This window comes from uncultured Albimonas sp. (genome assembly GCF_963977235.1).
Classification (GTDB): domain Bacteria; phylum Pseudomonadota; class Alphaproteobacteria; order Rhodobacterales; family Rhodobacteraceae; genus Albimonas.
Genome location: NZ_CAXBOD010000003.1, coordinates 53,539 through 68,030 on the forward strand (window position 1 = coordinate 53,539; position 14,492 = coordinate 68,030).

Sequence of the window (14,492 nt, forward strand, 5' to 3'; positions counted from 1 at the left end):
GCGCGAGGGCCCTCCCCGGCCCGGTCGTCCCCTTAGTTGCGCCCCCTCGCCCTTGCTGTCAACGCAGGTGCAGCAGGGGGGCGCAGGGGTTTCGGGACGCGGTCAGTTTGGCGCGCGTCCCGGCCGGCCCGAGGCGGTCCCCGGCGCCCGCGCGCGCCTCAGCACTCGGCCAGCGCGCGGTCCATGACGGCCATGGCCTCGTCGATCTCGTCTTCGGAGACGGTCAGCGGCGGGGCGATGCGGAAGATCGAGGTCATCCCCTCCAGCGCCGCGATGTTCACCGACAGGCCCAGCTCCATGCAGCGCTTCATCACCGCCTTGCCGTAGGCGTTGGCCGGCGTCTTCGAGGCCCGGTCCTCGACCACCTCCAGCCCGCACAGCAGGCCGCGGCCGCGCACATCGCCGATGCGCGCGTGCTTCTGGCCGAGGTCGCGCAGGCGGCCGCGCAGCACCTCGCCCATTTCCCCGGCGCGCGCGGCAAGACCGTCGCGGGTCACGATCTCCATCACCTTCAGCCCCACCGCCGCCGGCAGCGGATCGGAGACATGGGTAGTGTAGAACAGGAACCCCCGCTCGGCGCAGGTCTCCTCGATCTCGTCCGAGGTGATGATCGCGGCCAGCGGCAGGCCCGCGCCCAGCGTCTTGGACAGCGTGAGGATGTCCGGGGTCACGCCGTCGCGCTCGAACGCATACATCAGCCCGGTGCGGCCGAGGCCGGTCTGCGCCTCGTCGAGGATCAGCAGCATGCCGCGGGCCTCGCATTCCTCCTTCAGCGCGCGCAGGTAGCCCTCGGGCAGGTCGAGGATGCCGCCGGTCGACAGGATCGGCTCGGCGATGAAGGCCGCAAGCCCGCCGTTCGACTGCGCGTCGATCAGGCGGAAGTCGGCGGCCAGCAGCTCGCGCCAGCCGGGCCCGTCCTCGCCGAAGCGGGGGCGGTAGGCCGAGGGCGCGGGGATCGCGAAGGCGCCGGGCATCCCCGGCCCGTAGCCCTTGCGCCCGGCCGAGAACGTGGCCGCCGCCGCGCCCCCGGTCATGCCGTGCCAGGACTGGGCGAAGGAGACCACCTCCCACCCCCCGGTGAAGCACTTGGCCATGCGGATCGCGGCCTCGTTGCTCTCGCCCCCCGTGGACAGCAGCAGCACCCGGTCCAGCCCCTCGGGCAGCGAGTCGGCCAGCGCCTCGGCCAGCGCCACCACCGGCTCGCTCAGCATGCCGGAATAAAGATGCGCCAGACGGCCGGCGTAGTCCTGGATGGTCTCCACGATCTCGGGGTGGGAATGGCCCAGCACCGCCGACATCTGCCCCGAGGTGAAGTCGAGGACCGAGGCGCCCCCGGCCGTCTGCACCCGCGCGCCCAGCGCCGAGACGATCTCGCCGTCGAAGAAGTCGGGGCCGTAGCGAACCATGCGGCGGCGGGCGCGGGTCATGAAATCGTCGGTCATCCTGTCTCTCCTCGGCGCGATCGGGTTTCGCGCAGCATGGGCGAGCGCGCCGGCGAGAGGGCGTCGAATTTCGCCCGACGGCGGGAAAAACTCTCGCGACCCGGCCCGATGCGCGAGAAACTCGACGGGTCGGGAGACGAGGGGAGAGAACCATGTTCGACGGAATCGACCGCCGGCTGCTGCTGGCCCTGCAGGAGGACGCCCGACGCACCAACGCCGAGCTCGCCGAGGACGTGGGTCTGTCGATGTCGGCCTGCGCCAAGCGCACCGCCCGCCTGTGGTCGGAGGGGCTGATCGCAGGCGCCGTGGCGATCCTCGACCGCAGGCGGTTCCGCCGGCCGGTGACGGCGATGGTCACGGTCACCCTGACCTCGCCCACCGCGCGCAACTCCGACGCTTTCGTGCAGGCGATCCTGCGCCACGCCCAGGTCCAGCAGTGCCACGTGGTGACGGGGGACTTCGACTTCCTGCTGATGATCCAGGAGCGCTCGATCGAGGCCTACCATGACTTCGCCATGGAGGTTCTGGGCGCCCTGCCCTTCGTGCAGGCCTACAAGACCACCTTCGTGCTGCGCACCTGGCGCAACCGCGACTCCCTGCCCGGCTGGTGCCTCGAGGCGCCCGAGCCGGGCTGAGCGGCGCGTCCCACGGTCGCCCCGGGACTGGCGCGGCCAGGAATGGGCGCCATTTTAAAGGTCGATCAACATTTCCCGACCAGACAGCGCAGGCGGCCGTTCGGGTCGCCGTTGCCGCCGCCGGGTCCCTTGGATAGGGTCGCCCTGACCCATGGGAGGATGCCCAATGAACGTCGCGATGACTTTCCCCGTGAAGCTGAAAGACCCCTCGCTGCTGACCGGCCGCGCCTATATCGGCGGGCGCTGGCGGGACGGCGACGGCGGGGCCTCGTTTCCGGTCACCAATCCCTCGACCGCGAAAGAGATCCAGGAGGTCGCCGACTGCTCGGTCGCGATGACGACCGAGGCGATCGACGCCGCCTATGACGCGCAGAAATCCTGGGCGAAGATGCTCGCCTCCGAGCGCAGCGCGCTGGTCGAGAAGCTCCATGACCTGATGGTCGAGAACGCCGACGACCTCGCCGCGATCCTGACCGCCGAGCAGGGCAAGCCCCTGGCCGAGGCCAAGGGCGAGATCATGTACGGCGCCAGCTTCCTCAAGTGGTTCGCCGAAGAGGGCAAGCGCGTCTACGGCGACACCATTCCCGCCGCCGCCCCTGGCAAGCGGATCATCGTGATGAAGCAGCCGGTCGGGGTCGTGGCCTCGATCACGCCGTGGAACTTCCCCAACGCGATGATCACCCGCAAGATCGGGCCGGCGCTGGCCTCGGGCTGCACCGTGGTCGCGCGGCCCGCAAAACAGACCCCGCTGAGCTGCACCGCCATCGCCGTGCTGGCCGAGCGGGCGGGCTTCCCGCCGGGCGTGTTCAACGTGATCACGTCCTCCTCGGCCTCGCCCATCGGCAAGGAGCTTTGCACCAACCCCAAGGTGCGCAAGCTGACCTTCACCGGCTCGACCGAGGTCGGCCGGATCCTGATGGAACAGTGCGCGGGCGACATCAAGAAACTGAGCCTCGAGCTCGGCGGCAACGCGCCCTTCATCGTCTTTGACGACGCCGATCTCGACGCGGCGGTCGAGGGGGCGATGGGCTCCAAGTTCCGCAACGCCGGTCAGACCTGCATCTGCGCCAACCGCATCTATGTGCAGAAGGGCGTCTACGACCGCTTCGCCGAGAAGCTGGCCGCCAAGGTCCATGACCTGAAGGTCGGCGACGGCTTCGCCGAGGGCGTGGCCGTGGGCCCGATGATCGACATCCCCGGCATGAAGAAGGTCGAGGAGCATGTGAAGGACGCGCTCGACAAGGGCGCCGAGATCGAGTTCGGCGGCTTCCCCCACGCGCTGGGCGGCAGCTTCTACACGCCCACCGTCCTGACCGGCGTGACTCAGGAGATGATGGTCGCGCGCGAGGAGACCTTCGGCCCCGTCGCCCCCCTCTTCGCCTTCGAGACCGAGGACGAGGTGGTGGCCATGGCCAACGACACCGAGTTCGGGCTCGCCTCCTACTTCTACTCCCGCGATATCGGCCGCTGCTTCCGCGTGGCCGAGGCGCTGGAATACGGCATCGTCGGCGTCAACGACGGCCTGCCCTCGACCGCGGTGGCGCCCTTCGGCGGCGTCAAGCAGTCGGGGCTGGGGCGCGAGGGCTCCAAGTACGGGATCGAGGACTTCCTCGAGATCAAGTACCTCAGCCTCGGCGGCATCTGAGCGGCGCGACCGTCGCACGCGGCGCGCTTTCCCGCGCGCCGCTTGCCCGGCCGGACCCTCCGGCCGGGATCGCCCCTGCCTCCCGCGGGAGTCCGCCGGCTCGCGGGCGCGGCCCCCACAGGCGCCCGCCCCGGGCCTGACCGGGGACCGTGCGCCAGCGGCGCCAGGCGCTGCGGCGCCCGTGTCGGCGCCGGATCCACGCAACGACAGACGCCCTCGGCCTCGCCGTCGAGCCAAGCGCGCCTATGTGAGTCCGGGGCGGGCGGCCGCGGGAGCCTGCCGGCAGCGCCGCCAGCCAGCCTTTCCCCCTCCGAACCGGCAACCGACCTTCGCACGCATGACCGTCTCATTCGACCTGCCGCTCGACACGCCTCGCCTGCGCCTTCGGGCGCCGGGCGCGGCTGACGCGTCGGCGCTGGACGCGATCTTCTCCGATCCGCTGGCGATGGCCGGCGCCGGCGGCCCGCGCTCCTCCGGTTTCGGCGAGTCCTGGGCGCTGGAGCAGCGCGCCTGCCTCGCGGCCAGCGCGCCCGCGGCCCTGGTCATCGAGCGGCGCGGGCGCGAGGGGCTGGCCGGGATCGCGGGCCTGAGCCCCGGAACTTCGGCCGAGGCGCCGCGGCTCGCGCTGCTGATCGCCCCCGCCCAGCGCGGCGAGGCCCTGGGCGCCGAGGCCGCCGCCGCGGTGCTGGTCGCCGCCTTCGCCCGGCCCGCAATCTCGCGCAGCCCGGTGACCCGCCGCCCCCTGTCGCGCCCGCCCGACCCTGACGAGACCCCCGCCCGGATCGAGGCGCTGGCCGCCCCCGGCAACGCGGCCTTGATCCGCACGCTCGAACGGGTGGGCCTGCGCTACGCCTCTCTCGACCTGCGCGCGGGCGTCCAGATCTACGCGCTGCACCGGCCCTGAGGGCCGCCGCCCGCTCTCGCCCGCGTGAGGCGGGGGCGCCCGGGCGGTCTGCGACGTTGCCCCCGGCGGGATCGGGCGCCTATCGTCGGACATGAGATTCAGCGTCGCGCGCCCCGCCCTCGCCCTGATCCTCGCCGCCGCCGCGGCGCTCGCCCCGCGCGCGCCCCAGGCGCAGACGCCCCTCGAGGTCGATGTCGAGCTGGTGCTGGCGGTCGACATCTCCCGCTCGATGGACATCGAGGAGCTGCGCATCCAGCGCGACGGCTACGTCGCCGCCCTTCGCGACCCGGAGGTGATCCGCGCCATCGAGGGCGGGCTGCTTGGCCGGATCGCGGTGAAATACTTCGAATGGGCGGGCCCCGGTCGGCGCGGCGTGGTCAGCGCGTGGACGCTGCTCGACGGGCCGGGCGCGGCGAACGCCTTCGCCGACGGGCTGGCGGCGGGGCCGATCTCGGCGGCGGTGGGCACCTCGATCTCGGGGGCCATCGACTACGCGCTGGACGCGTTCGAGGGCAACGGGTTCGAGGGGCTGCGCCGGGTCGTCGACATCTCCGGCGACGGGCCCAACAACGCCGGGCGCCCGGTGACCGCGGCGCGGGACGAGGCGGTGGCGGCGGGCGTGGTGATCAACGGGCTGCCGCTGATGATCAAGGCCAACGACGGGCCGTTCAGCCTGCGCGAGCTCGACATCTACTACGAGGACTGCGTGATCGGCGGACCGCTGAGCTTCGTGCTGCCGCTGTGGGAGCAGGGGAAGTTCCCCGAAACCATCCGGCGCAAGCTGATCCTCGAGATCGCGGCGCCGCGCCTTGCCCCCCCGCCTTCCATCGCGACGCCCGCGCGGCTGGCGCCGATCCCCGCGCAGCTCGGCCTCGGCGGCCAGGCCCGGGCGCCGCGGATCGACTGCCTGATCGGCGAGAAGCGCCGCCAACGCTGGATGGAGGGCGGCGGCTGGGAGTGGTGAGCCCCGGCCCCCGGGCCTCCAGCCTTCAGGCGCTTCGGCGCAACCTTCGCAGCGCCCGGAGTCTCGCAAGCCGCCGCGCCATGGCCGAGGGCTCGGCCCCCGTCGGGCGGGCCGGGCCGGCGCGCCGGATCGGCGCCGCCCCCTCGACCTCAGGGCCCGCGCCGTGGCCGGTCTTGTCCCAGTAGGCCGGCGCGGTCACGGATTCGACCAGCGCCTTGAACGCCGCCAGCGTCGCCAGCGGCCAGTAGAACGGCAGCAGCAGCGCGCGCGGCAGGCTCGACCGCCAGCCCGCCCGTCGCAGCCCCACCATCACCGAGGCGAGCAGGATCCCCTGCCCCGCGTGCATGAACCCCAGCAGCGACAGCACCACCCACCCCGGCTGGGCCAGCAGCGCCGAGCCGCCGGCCAGCAGCGGCCAGGCGAACAGCGCCGTCCAGAAGAGCGGCTGCGACAGGAACGCCGCCCCCGCGCCCACGAAATGCACCTGCATGCCGAGGAACCCCCGCCAGCCGAGGTCGCGCCACAGGCGCAGCGGGTCGCGCATGTGGATCTGCCAGGTCTGCAGGTAGCCCTTCTGCCAGCGCGAGCGCTGTCGCAGCCAGGCGCCGGCGCGGGTCACGGCCTCCTCGCCCGTGTCGGAGTCGATCATCCGGGTGACGAAGCCCGCGCGCGCCAGGCGCACGCCGAGGTCCGCATCCTCGGTCACGTTCCAGGCGTCCCAGCCGCCCAGCCGCTCGAGCGCCCGGCGGCGGATGAACAGCGATGTGCCCGCCAGCGGGATCGGCGCCCCCAGTCGGGTCAGCGCCGGCAGCACAAGGTGGAACCAGGCCGCGTATTCCATGGCGAAGCAGCGACTTACCCAACCCTCCGCCCCGTTGGAGATCTTCAGCCGCGCCTGCAGGCAGGCGACGCGCGGGGGCGAGCGGGCGAACCCCTCGACCGCCTTGCGCAACTGGTCTGGGTCGGGGCGGTCCTCGGCGTCGTAGACGCCCACGATGACGCCGCGCGCGAAGTCGAGCGCGTGGTTCAGCGCCCGAGGCTTGGTGCGCGGCCCGCCCGGCGGAGCGGGAATCACCCGCAGCCAGGGGGGCGGGTCGGCGGCGGCGATGGCGGCCACGGTCTCGGGATCGTCGGCCTCGACCGCGAGAATCACGTCCAGCCGCTCGGCCGGGTAGTCCAGTCGGCGCAGCGCGGCGATCAGGCCGGGGGCGGCCTGAGGCTCCTTGTAGAGGGCGATCAGCAGGGTGACGCAGGGCAGCAGCGTCGCCTCGGCCGCGGGGGGAGGATGCGGCGGCTCGGGCCGCATGAACAGGGCGGCGATGCGGACCGCCATGTTGGCGGCGTTGAAGACCAGCGCCACCAGAAACACCAGCGCCAGGGTCGGCCCGGGCGCGAGCGCCGCCGCGACCGGGACCGAGAGCAGCGCAAGGCCGAGCGCAAGCCGCGCCCGCGGCGACGAGAGCCCCTGCGCCGACAGGCTGCGCGGCGCCCGCCCTGCGGCGCGGGCCGCCCGCCGCTCCCCCGGCACGGCCATCAGCGCGGCGTCGAGCCCCGAGGGCGGGCAGATCGCCACCCGCAGGCGGATGTCGCGCGGCAGGTCGAAGGCCCGCCGCGCCGCCTCGGGATCGCGCATCAGGCGCATGGGATCGGGGCTGACCAGAGTCACCTGCCGCGGGTCGCCGGCATCGCGCCGCCACGGCACGGCCCGCCAGGTCACGATCGCCTGCAGCGGGGTTTCGGCCAGCAGCGCGGGATCGGGAGGCTCGGCCGCGAGGTCCACGGCCGCGATCCCCATCTGCCGGCCCAGCACGCGGGCCAGCGCCTCGGGCGAGACCAGGCCGTGGGCGGCCAGGATCTCCCCCAGCGGCGCGCCGGAGCGGCGCTGGCGGCGCAGCGCCACGGCGATCGACAGTTCGGAGGCCGCGCCCTCGCGCACCAGCAAGGCGCCCAGCCGCTCCGTCGGGGGACGGCGCGAGCGGTCGGACGGGGCGGCGGGGAGGACCTCATGCGGGTCGCCCCGCCGCACCGAGGGGGCGGGTGACGGGGACATGCCCGGTCGCAACCTCCGCGCAGACAAAGGGGTCGGAAGCGCGAAGGTCGCGGATCAGGGTTAAGTATGGGTAAAGCCGGCGGCCGGCCTCAGGCGGTCAGGACGGCGCCGTCGCGCCGGGAATCGGCGGCCGCCTCGACCGCGCCCCTGGCGTTGCGGCGCACCGCGTGAACGCCGCCGAAGAACAGGCTGTCCTGCGGCCAGGGACGAGCCGCGGGGAAGGCGCGCAGCAGGTCGGCCCGTTCAGACTCTGGGAAGCGGTCCTCGAAGTCGATCGAGGGGCCGGCGGGGGCGTCCGGATCGCCGGGGGGCGGGGCGTGCTCCACATGCAGGCGCGGGGCGGCGACGGCGCGGTCCAGCGCCTCGCCCCGGTCGGCGAGCCGGGCGATGGCCTGGGCCATGGCCGAGCGGATCCGGTTCGAGCCGCCCGAGCCCAGCGCCGCGACGCTGCCGTCGGGCCAGGTCATCACCGTGGGCGCCATCATCGAGGCGAGCCGCGTGTCCGGGCTCCAGCCGTCCAGCCCCAGCGGCAGCAGGTCCGCCTCGCCCAGCATGTTGTTGGCCATGGTCCCGGTTCCCGGCACGACCAGCCCGCAGCCCTCGCCGTTCGAGAGCGTCAGCGCCGCGGCCATGCCCGAGGCGTCGACGGCCGAGATATGGGTGGTCCCGCGCACCGACTGCGCGCGGACGGCCAGCGCCCGCAGCCGCTCGACCTCCGCCTCGCCCAGCAGGGCGAGGACGGCGGCCTCGCCCCCGGCCTCCAGCGCCTCGGCCCGCGCGCGGGCGACCAGGGCGAGCGCCCGGGCCCAGTCGACGGCCGAGGCGTCCGTCGGGGCCAGCCGCAGCGCCAGGGCGACCAGCGTGCCGCCAAGCGAGGGCTCGGGGTTCAGCAGCAGGCGCGCGGCGCCGCGCTCGGCCTGCAGCGGCTCGCGCCACAGGGGGCGGTAGGCGGCGAGGTCCGCGGCGGTCAGGTGGCCGCCGGCGGAGGCGGTCTCGGCGAGGGCTGCGGCGATCTCGCCCTCCTGGAACAGCCGCGGCCCCTCGTGGGCGAGGGCGTCGAGCGCGTCGGCCAGAGCGGGGTTGGCCAGCGTTTCGCCGGCGCGGGCCAGGGTCTCGCCGTCGGGGCAGAACAGGGCGCGGGCGGCAGGGGTGGCGCGGCAGATCGGGGCGATCACCTGCAGGACATCGGCCTGGAAGGCGGAGAAGGGCAGGCCCTTGCCCGCCGCCTCGATGGCGGGGCCTGCCAGTTCGCGCCAGGGCATGCGGCCGAAGCGGGCGTGCGCCTCGGCGAGGCCGGGGACGAGGCCGGGCGTGGCGATGGCGGCCGCGCCGATGTGGAAGCTTTGCCGGGCGCCGCCGAAGTCGGCCTCGACCTCCCGCAGGTCGCGGGCGTGCTCGGGCAGGCGACGGCGCGGGGTCTGCACGAAGCAGTCCAGCATCCGCGCGCGGCCCGAGGCCTCGCGCAGCGCGAGGAAACCGCCGCCGAACAGCCCCGCGAGCAGCGGCTCGGCCGCGCAGGCCGCCAGGGCCGCCGCGACCACGGCGTCCACGGCCGAGCCGCCTGCCCGCAGCGCCACTGCGCCGGCCTCTGCGGTCGCGGCATGGCCCGCGGCGATTGCAAAACGCGACATCCGGCCTGTCCCCCTGAGAAACCCCTCACCCGTTACGACCGCAGCCGCGCGCCGTCCAGCCCGGGCCAGCCCGGGCCAGCCCGGACGCCCCCGCGCGCGCCGCCCCCGCCTCAGACCGGGTCCTTGTGGACGATGACGTCGGCTTCGGGGAACGCGTCCAGCATCCGGTGGCGCAGCGCGGCGCCGATGTCGTGCGCCTCGCGCAGGGGGAGATCGCCCGGCAGCTCGATATGGATCTGCACGAACAGGCGCCGGCCGGCGGTGCGGGTCTTGAGGTCGTGATAGCCCGCCAGCCCCGGATGCGCGTCGGCGATCGCCCTGAGGCGGCGCACCGTCTCGGCGTCGGCGCCGTGGTCCATCAGCGCCCGCCAGCCGCGCCGCGCCACCCGGTAGGCCCCCGCCAGCAGCAGCCCCGCCGCCGCCAGCCCCACCAGCGAGTCGAGATCGGCGAACCCGAACCAGGCCGAGGCCGCCAGCGCCGCCATCGCGCCGAAGTTGGGCAGCAGGTCGGACATGTAGTGCAGCGAATCCGCCGCCACGACCGGGCTGCCGGTGCGCCGCGCCACCCGCAGCTGCCACCAGACCAGCGCCAGGGTCGCGACGATCGACACCGCCATCACCCCCATGCCCAGCGTCTCGCGCGCCAGCGGCGAGGGGGCGTCGGCCAGCAGCCGCTCGATCGCCCGCCAGCCGATCAGCAGGGCCGAGATCGCCACCAGCCCCGCCTGCCCCAGCGAGGCCAGGTCCTCGGCCGAGCCATGGCCGAAGGCGTGCTCCTCGTCCGCGGGCTTGGAAGCGTAGAGCACCGCGGCGAGCCCGGCCAGCGAAGCGACCGCGTCGATGGCCGAGTCCGCCAGGCTGGCCGCAACCCCCAGCGAGCCGGTCTCGCGCAGGGCCCACAGCTTGAGGCCCGCCAGCATCAGGGCCACGGCCACCGCCGCCGCCCCGGCCGAGGCCGCCAGCCTGTCGTCGCCCTTGATGTTGTGCCGGTCGCTCATGGCGCGGGGTCTATTGCCGTGGCTCGCGGCAGGCAACCGCGGCGTCGCCGCGGGCGGGGCGCCACCCGGGCGCCGCCCAACCCCGGCCCCGGAATCGCCCCCATCGGCGCGCAGCCTGCAACGGAATGGGGAGGGGTCGTGCGTGACAGGAGACGAGGGGGGCGAGCCTCGCCGCCCGGCCCGTCCGCATCCGAGCCGGAGGATCGACCATGTTCCACGCCTTCGTCAGCCGCCGCGGCGCCCTGCGCGCCGCTCTGGGAGGGGCCGGCCAGGTCTCGCCCGCCGACTTCGAGCCCGCCGCCTTCAAGACGGCGCCGTGGCCGCTGTGTCCCGCGGTCCCCGACGGCGAACCGCTCGCCCCCGAGGCCCCGACCGCCGCGGCTCTGGACCCCGAGACCGTCGTCTCGGCCCCGCCGCGCCGCGCGGTCTGCGCCGCGCCCAAGGCGCGCCTCTGCGGCCGCCGCGCGCCGCTGACCCAGCCTGGACGGTCCGACGCCGCCTGATCCGGACGGCTCCAACGGGCGCCGAACCGCGGGCTCGCGGTCGCCAACGGGTGCAAGTCGCCGTCGCGCCGGCGGGAGGATCCCGGCCGGGCCGACACCCTGAGCGCGGGGGCCGCAGACGGCTCCGCCCGGACGCGGCGTTCCGAAGCGGCCGCCCGCCCCCCTCGGCGCTACGCCCTCAGGCGGCGCGGACGCGGCTCGGGAGGGGCCGCGCACGGGATCGGAGGGACCTTCTCCGCGGCGCCTGCGAAAGCGCTGGAACGGCGTCTCGGGCGGCGCGAATCCTGCGAGGCTCGGACCCGGGGCGCGCCGGGGGGCCGCAAAGCGCTGCGCCGTGCGGTCGCATCAACGGATTTCTTCATTCTTTGCAAACACCTGGCCCGGATCGGGCCGAACCCTGCCCAGCTTGACACCCCCCCCTCCCCTTTCTAGTGTCCGCCCGACTGGCCAGAGGGCCGCGACGGACCGGCAGGAGGGGCCGCTGAGGGTGTGACCGGATCGTCCGGACCCGGACGACGGCGACGACACGCGGCGGACGCCGCGCGACAGCCACGACGGGGACAGACGTGACCGATCCCGACCCTCGGGGGGCCAGCCTCTCGGACATCGATGCGAAGCTCAAGGCGATCCGCGACCGGCGCAAGGCCGAGGCGCGGCCTCGCCGCGACGTCGCGCGATGGGAAGGGGCCGAGTTCGCGTGGCGAATGGTCATCGACCTGACCGCGGGCATCGCGGTGGGACTGGCGATCGGATGGGGGCTCGACGAGCTGTTCGGCACGGGCCCCCTGTTCATGATCGTTCTGGTCCTGGCGGGGTTCGCCGCAGGGATCAGGGTCATGCTGCAGTCCGCCAAGGAGCTGCAGCGCAAGAACCAGGCCCGGGCCGCAGAGGGCGGCCGGGGTTCAGACGAGGCTGAAGGCGCGCGCGCGCCGCAGGACGAGGGACGCTGAACGTGGCAGGCGGAGCTGAAGGCGCGAGCTCGGGCGGCATCGAAGCCCATCCCATGGACCAGTTCAAGGTGACGCCCCTCTTCGGGGACGAGAGCCTGGGTCTGTTCACGGTCACCAACCAGACGCTGTGGCTGGCGATCGGCGTGCTGATCGCCTTCGCCCTGTTCGCGCTGCCCACGCGCAACGCGACGCTGGTCCCCGGCCGGATGCAGTCGGTGGCCGAGAGCCTCTACATGTTCATCCGCAAGATGGTGGCCGACATCCTCGGCGAGGAGGGGGCCAAGTACTTCCCCTACATCTTCACCGTGTTCGTGTTCATCATGATCTCGAACGTGTCGGGGCTGATCCCGGCGTCGTTCACCACGACCTCGCATATCGCGGTCACCGGCGTGCTCGCCCTGACCGTGTTCATTTCGGTCACGGTGATCGGCTTCGTGAAGCACGGTCCGCACTTCATCACCCTGTTCTGGGTGAAGAGCGCGCCCACGGTGGCGCTGCGCTGCGTGCTGTTCCTGATCGAGCTGATCTCCTACTTCGTGCGACCCCTCAGCCACTCTGTCCGACTTGCGGGCAACATGATGGCGGGCCATGCGGTTCTGAAGGTGTTCGCCGCCTTCGTGCCGGCCCTGGGGCTCGCCGGCATCATCCCCATCGGGGCGATGACCGGCATGTTCGCGCTGGAACTGCTGGTGGCGTTCGTGCAGGCCTACATCTTCACGATCCTCACCTGCGTGTACCTCAACGACGCGCTGCACATGCACTGAGTTTCGACCGGCCGGGGCGGCGAGGTCGCCCCCCGGTCACCCTCAACGACTTCCAGGACTACGAAGGAGCCAGGACTATGGAAGGCGATATCGCGAACATGGGCCAGTACATCGGCGCGGGCCTCGCCACGATCGGTCTGGGCGGCGCCGGCATCGGCGTGGGCCACGTGGCCGGCAACTACCTGGCCGGCGCCCTGCGCAACCCGGCCGCCGCGGGCGAGCAGCAGGCGATGCTCTTCGTCGGCATGGCCTTCGCCGAGGCGCTCGGCATCTTCTCGTTCCTCGTCGCGCTGCTCCTGCTGTTCGCGGTGTGATCGGGACCCGGGCGCGCCGCGCCGGGGCCTGAGCCCCGGGGCCTGCGCGCGCCCCTGACGAACAACCGCGCGGCCGGATCTGCCGGCCGCGCGGCGCCAGTTTCCGCCCCGCCGCGCCGCCGCGCATCCGCGCGCCGCCCACGGGGCCCGAGCCCGGGAGAGACCGATGGGTCTGTTCTTCACAGCCGCGCAGGCCGCGACCGAGGCCGTAGGCGTCGGCATCGAGGAGGGCGTCGAGCACGGCGGCGATCACGGGTCGTCCGGCCTTCCCCAGCTCGATCTCGCCTCCTTCCCCTCCCAGATCTTCTGGCTGGTGGTGACGCTGGTCGTCCTTTACCTGATGTTCACCCGCGTGGTGCTGCCGCGCATCGGCGGCATCATCGAGGAGCGTCATGACGCCGTCGAGGACGACCTCGACCGCGCCGCCGACTTCAAGCGCCGCGCCGAGGAGGCCGAAGCCGCCTGGCAGAAGGCGCTGGCCGACGCCCGCTCCGAGGCGCAGTCGATCGCCGACGCGACCAAGGCCGAGATCCAGAAGGAGATCGACGCCGCCATCGCCAAGGCCGACGCCGAGATCTCGGCCAAGACCGCCGAGTCCGAGGCCCGCATCTCCGAGATCCGCGCCGAGGCGTCGGCCGCGGTGAAGGAAGTGGCCCAGGACGTCGCCGCGGCGCTGGCCGAGGCCGTGGCGCCGGGCGCCGCCGACCCGGCCTCGCTGAACGCGGCCGTGTCCAAGCGCGTGGAGGGCTGAAGCCATGTGGCATAACTCCAACTTCGTCGTCTTCGTCGCCTTCGTCATCTTCATCGGCGTCTTGTGGTACACGGGCGTTCACAAGAAGATCGCCGCGGCGCTCGACAAGCGCGCCCTGCGGATCAAGGAAGAGCTCGACGAGGCCCGCCGCCTGCGCGAGGAAGCCCAGTCGCTGCTGGCCTCCTACGAGCGCAAGCAGAAAGAGGTCGAGGGCCAGGTCGCCGACATCGTCGCCCACGCCCGCACCGAGGCCGAGGACGCCGCGGTCCAGGCCAAGAAGGACCTCGAGGTCTCGATCGCCCGCCGCCTGAAGTCGGCCGAGGAGCAGATCGGCGCCGCCGAGGAGAGCGCGGTGCGCGCCGTGCGCAACGAGGCGATCCGGGTTGCGGTCGAGGCGACCTCGGAGGTCCTCAAGGACGCGATGTCGCCCGAGGCGCGCGCGCGCCTGACCGACGAGGGCATCGCCACCGTGGGCGCCAAGCTGCACTGAGCCGCGCGCTCGAGGAGAGGAACAAGGGCCGCGCCTCCGGGCGCGGCCCTTTCCCGTTGTGAGGGAGGCGCCGCGTCGGCGGCCGCGCCCGGGACAACGGTTCGGCTCGCGGCGCGTTGCAGGCGGGGGCGGGTGTTGCGCAGGTCTCGCCGGCGTCGACGTGGGCCGGGCGGCGGAGGTTGCAGGCTCGGATTGCGGGGCTTGCGAGATCCGGAGTCCGCGGGCCCGGATCGGGCGGGGAGGGGCGAGGCGCCCCGGCGGAGCGGCCGGCGACGAGGGTTGTCGCCGCGCTCAGACGAGCTCCGACGCGCCCGGCGCACCCCGGCGCGGCTCGGCTTGGCTCGGCTCGGCTCGGCTCGGCTCGGCTCGGCTCGGCTCGGCTCGGCTCGGCGAGCGGGACCCGCATCCAGCCGGCCGCCGTTCAATTCTTTCTTAAGACTGTTCGCGTCAA

Annotated in this window: 14 protein-coding genes; 10 read left to right on the forward strand and 4 right to left on the reverse strand. The window is 73.6% G+C overall.

What is annotated here, in order from left to right; translation table 11 throughout:
* Positions 1 to 158: 158 nt before the first annotated feature.
* Positions 159 to 1,442, reverse strand: a complete 1,284-nt coding sequence (locus AAC134_RS03905) for an aspartate aminotransferase family protein (RefSeq protein WP_339947747.1) — start codon at positions 1,440 to 1,442, stop codon at positions 159 to 161.
* A 152-nt stretch (positions 1,443 to 1,594) separates the two neighbouring features.
* Between AAC134_RS03905 and AAC134_RS03910 the strand changes: the two genes are divergently transcribed.
* The 4 genes from AAC134_RS03910 (at position 1,595) to AAC134_RS03925 (ending at position 5,590) form a co-directional block, all read left to right on the forward strand.
* The gene (locus tag AAC134_RS03910) at positions 1,595 to 2,077 is read left to right on the forward strand and encodes an Lrp/AsnC family transcriptional regulator (RefSeq protein WP_339947748.1); all 483 of its coding nucleotides are present in this window, start codon (positions 1,595 to 1,597) and stop codon (positions 2,075 to 2,077) included.
* Between the two features lie 166 nt (positions 2,078 to 2,243).
* On the forward strand, positions 2,244 to 3,722 hold the full coding sequence (locus AAC134_RS03915; protein ID WP_339947749.1) for an NAD-dependent succinate-semialdehyde dehydrogenase: 1,479 nt from the start codon (positions 2,244 to 2,246) through the stop codon (positions 3,720 to 3,722).
* A gap of 337 nt (positions 3,723 to 4,059) precedes the next feature.
* Complete coding sequence (locus tag AAC134_RS03920; RefSeq protein ID WP_339947750.1) at positions 4,060 to 4,626, forward strand: GNAT family protein; 567 nt, start codon at positions 4,060 to 4,062, stop codon at positions 4,624 to 4,626.
* A 91-nt stretch (positions 4,627 to 4,717) separates the two neighbouring features.
* Positions 4,718 to 5,590 (forward strand): DUF1194 domain-containing protein, encoded by an 873-nt coding sequence (locus tag AAC134_RS03925; RefSeq protein ID WP_339947751.1) that lies wholly within the window; start codon positions 4,718 to 4,720, stop codon positions 5,588 to 5,590.
* 25 nt (positions 5,591 to 5,615) lie between these two features.
* Here AAC134_RS03925 and AAC134_RS03930 read toward each other — a convergent pair whose 3' ends face one another.
* From AAC134_RS03930 to AAC134_RS03940, 3 genes are all read right to left on the reverse strand, one after another.
* Positions 5,616 to 7,640 carry a glycosyltransferase family 2 protein gene (locus AAC134_RS03930; protein WP_339947752.1) on the reverse strand — a complete coding sequence of 675 codons (2,025 nt, stop codon included), beginning with the start codon at positions 7,638 to 7,640 and terminating at the stop codon, positions 5,616 to 5,618.
* An 89-nt stretch (positions 7,641 to 7,729) separates the two neighbouring features.
* Positions 7,730 to 9,271, reverse strand: coding sequence for a gamma-glutamyltransferase (locus AAC134_RS03935; protein ID WP_339947753.1), 1,542 nt, complete (start codon positions 9,269 to 9,271; stop codon positions 7,730 to 7,732).
* A 110-nt stretch (positions 9,272 to 9,381) separates the two neighbouring features.
* Positions 9,382 to 10,269, reverse strand: a complete 888-nt coding sequence (locus tag AAC134_RS03940) for a cation diffusion facilitator family transporter (protein ID WP_339947754.1) — start codon at positions 10,267 to 10,269, stop codon at positions 9,382 to 9,384.
* A gap of 209 nt (positions 10,270 to 10,478) precedes the next feature.
* Here AAC134_RS03940 and AAC134_RS03945 point away from each other — a divergent pair, with 209 nt between their 5' ends.
* The 6 genes from AAC134_RS03945 to AAC134_RS03970 all read left to right on the forward strand — a co-directional run bounded on the left by AAC134_RS03945 (position 10,479) and on the right by AAC134_RS03970 (position 14,041).
* Positions 10,479 to 10,772 carry a hypothetical protein gene (locus tag AAC134_RS03945; protein ID WP_339947755.1) on the forward strand — a complete coding sequence of 98 codons (294 nt, stop codon included), beginning with the start codon at positions 10,479 to 10,481 and terminating at the stop codon, positions 10,770 to 10,772.
* Between the two features lie 566 nt (positions 10,773 to 11,338).
* Positions 11,339 to 11,722: an AtpZ/AtpI family protein gene (locus AAC134_RS03950; RefSeq protein WP_339947756.1), complete on the forward strand. Its 384-nt coding sequence runs from the start codon at positions 11,339 to 11,341 to the stop codon at positions 11,720 to 11,722.
* Positions 11,723 to 11,775: 53 nt separating this feature from the next.
* The gene (locus AAC134_RS03955) at positions 11,776 to 12,486 is read left to right on the forward strand and encodes a F0F1 ATP synthase subunit A (protein WP_339947757.1); all 711 of its coding nucleotides are present in this window, start codon (positions 11,776 to 11,778) and stop codon (positions 12,484 to 12,486) included.
* Between the two features lie 77 nt (positions 12,487 to 12,563).
* A complete protein-coding gene (locus AAC134_RS03960; RefSeq protein ID WP_275765459.1) occupies positions 12,564 to 12,800 on the forward strand; it encodes a F0F1 ATP synthase subunit C in 237 nt (78 codons plus the stop codon).
* 166 nt (positions 12,801 to 12,966) lie between these two features.
* Positions 12,967 to 13,551 (forward strand): F0F1 ATP synthase subunit B', encoded by a 585-nt coding sequence (locus AAC134_RS03965; RefSeq protein WP_339947758.1) that lies wholly within the window; start codon positions 12,967 to 12,969, stop codon positions 13,549 to 13,551.
* Positions 13,552 to 13,555: 4 nt separating this feature from the next.
* The gene (locus tag AAC134_RS03970; protein ID WP_339947759.1) at positions 13,556 to 14,041 is read left to right on the forward strand and encodes an ATP F0F1 synthase subunit B; all 486 of its coding nucleotides are present in this window, start codon (positions 13,556 to 13,558) and stop codon (positions 14,039 to 14,041) included.
* The last annotated feature ends 451 nt before the right edge of the window (positions 14,042 to 14,492 follow it).

Coding starts and splice junctions, on each gene's coding strand:
- AAC134_RS03905 (WP_339947747.1), bottom strand. CDS start 1,442: ATGACCGACGATTTCATGACCCGCGCCCGCCGCCGCATGGTTCGCTAC.
- AAC134_RS03910 (WP_339947748.1), top strand. CDS start 1,595: ATGTTCGACGGAATCGACCGCCGGCTGCTGCTGGCCCTGCAGGAGGAC.
- AAC134_RS03915 (WP_339947749.1), top strand. CDS start 2,244: ATGAACGTCGCGATGACTTTCCCCGTGAAGCTGAAAGACCCCTCGCTG.
- AAC134_RS03920 (WP_339947750.1), top strand. CDS start 4,060: ATGACCGTCTCATTCGACCTGCCGCTCGACACGCCTCGCCTGCGCCTT.
- AAC134_RS03925 (WP_339947751.1), top strand. CDS start 4,718: ATGAGATTCAGCGTCGCGCGCCCCGCCCTCGCCCTGATCCTCGCCGCC.
- AAC134_RS03930 (WP_339947752.1), bottom strand. CDS start 7,640: ATGTCCCCGTCACCCGCCCCCTCGGTGCGGCGGGGCGACCCGCATGAG.
- AAC134_RS03935 (WP_339947753.1), bottom strand. CDS start 9,271: ATGTCGCGTTTTGCAATCGCCGCGGGCCATGCCGCGACCGCAGAGGCC.
- AAC134_RS03940 (WP_339947754.1), bottom strand. CDS start 10,269: ATGAGCGACCGGCACAACATCAAGGGCGACGACAGGCTGGCGGCCTCG.
- AAC134_RS03945 (WP_339947755.1), top strand. CDS start 10,479: ATGTTCCACGCCTTCGTCAGCCGCCGCGGCGCCCTGCGCGCCGCTCTG.
- AAC134_RS03955 (WP_339947757.1), top strand. CDS start 11,776: ATGGACCAGTTCAAGGTGACGCCCCTCTTCGGGGACGAGAGCCTGGGT.
- AAC134_RS03960 (WP_275765459.1), top strand. CDS start 12,564: ATGGAAGGCGATATCGCGAACATGGGCCAGTACATCGGCGCGGGCCTC.
- AAC134_RS03965 (WP_339947758.1), top strand. CDS start 12,967: ATGGGTCTGTTCTTCACAGCCGCGCAGGCCGCGACCGAGGCCGTAGGC.
- AAC134_RS03970 (WP_339947759.1), top strand. CDS start 13,556: ATGTGGCATAACTCCAACTTCGTCGTCTTCGTCGCCTTCGTCATCTTC.